The organism is Mesorhizobium sp. M4B.F.Ca.ET.089.01.1.1, from assembly GCF_004022605.1.
GTDB classification, from domain to species: Bacteria; Pseudomonadota; Alphaproteobacteria; order Rhizobiales; family Rhizobiaceae; genus Mesorhizobium; species Mesorhizobium abyssinicae.
On the sequence record NZ_RZOS01001283.1, the window covers coordinates 1 to 533 of the forward strand.

Genomic DNA, 533 nt, shown 5'->3' on the forward strand with positions numbered 1-533 from the left:
CGCGCAGACCGCGAACGCCGGCCCGCTCAAGGACAGCCTGCCATTGCTGATGGCGTTGAGCGACATCGGCCGTTTCCAGCCATCGGCCCGAGCGGACGGCGACGATGCCGCGCCCAGCGGGCCGGAGCCGGCGCTGGACGGCCAGCCGCAATCGTCGCGGCGATTGCTTTCCACCTTGAAAGAACCCGATCAGACCTCGGATCCCGAGTCCAATGATGCCGGTGCCTTCTCCCGGTCCGAACGTGCCTCGAACGCCGAGGCCTTTCCCGGCAAGCTGCGGCAGCCGGAAGCCATCAGCGCCGTCTTCAAGGACCTGCCGCGCCGGGATGGCGGCGCCACGGCGCCGCCTGAGGATCAGACGCCTGCGGACGTATCGGCATCGCCGGCGAAGCGACCGGCATCGTCATCGAAAACCCTTGAAGCAATCCGGTCGGCGACGCCGTCCGAGCAAGGAAAACAGGCGTCGTCGGCTGCGCGCATCGACGTCGTCGCCGAGCAGAGCTTCCCGGCCCCGGCGCAGAACCCGCTAAACC

Annotated in this window: 1 pseudogene; it reads left to right on the forward strand. The window is 68.7% G+C overall.

From position 1 onward, the window contains the following. Window positions 1–43: 43 nt before the first annotated feature. A pseudogene (locus EN780_RS37170) lies at window positions 44–533 on the forward strand (hypothetical protein); the annotation flags it as partial.